2 protein-coding genes are annotated in these 1,006 nt (G+C 69.8%); both read right to left on the bottom strand.

All coding sequences use genetic code 11. The features are described from left to right. A partial coding sequence (locus tag AC08ON_RS02815) for a YkvA family protein (RefSeq protein ID WP_476616400.1) occupies positions 1-448 on the bottom strand: 448 nt, incomplete at its 3' end. 104 nt (positions 449-552) lie between these two features. Next, the coding region (locus tag AC08ON_RS02810; protein WP_476616399.1) for a 3-hydroxyacyl-CoA dehydrogenase family protein at positions 553-1,006 on the bottom strand (454 nt) is incomplete at its 5' end.

Below are 1,006 nucleotides of genomic sequence, written 5' to 3'. Positions count from 1 at the left end.
TCCCCGCCCCGAACCTCTCGCCCGTCCACCGCACCCGCCCGCCGACCCGCTCGAAGCCGGCCATCACGAGCGAGCGGGCGAGCTTGGCCTTGCGCACGGCCCCCGCCGGACTCGCCAGGGCGGACGACGCACCGATGAGCAGATGGAAGCCGCGATCGCTGCCACGCCAGTGCTCACGCAGGATCGGCTCCCCGGCTCCGACGGCCAGCCGCCGGAAGGCGAACGCGATAACCGCGACGTCGTCGAGCTGACCCACCACCGGAATCACGTTGGTCAGCCGGTTCTTCGGCGACACGAGGTACGCGAGCGCCGCGGCGGCCTCCACCTTCGCGGACTGCGGGACCCGCGGATCGGCGACGACCCGCCGCAGCAGCCGGACCAGATCGGGAAGGAACATCGTGACTTCCCGACTGAACGCTCGCACGGCGTCCCTGTCGAGCACGACCATCGCCGCTCCAGCCTCCTCCCGCGCGAATCGGGATTTCCCGCCGACCGTCGACATCCTAGTCCGCGTGGACAGAAGCGATTTTGTTCTCGGCGTGACGGGTGGGCTCAGCGCGGCGGGTGGTCGAGGAACCCCCGGCCGGTCTTGCGTCCCAGGAACCCAGCCCGGACCAGCTGTTCGAGCAGGGGTGCCGGGGCGTAGCCGGGCTCGCGGAACTGCGCGTACAACGAGCGCGTGATCGCGAGCGTGACATCGAGGCCGACGACGTCGGCGAGCGCGAAGGGGCCCAGCGGATGGCCGCAACCGACCGTCATCGCCGTGTCAACGTCCTCGATCGTCGCATAGTGCGCCTGGAGCATCTTCACTGCGTCGTTGAGATAGGGAAACAGCAACGCGTTGACGATGAACCCCGCCCGGTCGGCGCAGAGCACCGGATGCCGCCCGGCCGCTCGGGACAGCGCCAGGACCGTGGCTGTCACGTCGTCGCCGGTGAGCACCGTGGGCACCACCTCGATCAGCTTCATCGCCGGGGCCGGGTTGAACCAGTGCATACCGATGACG

This window comes from Frankia sp. CoWAU3, from assembly GCF_977971855.1.
Note: the sequence above shows the minus strand (reverse complement) of the source record. Positions and strands in the feature narration are given on the sequence as shown.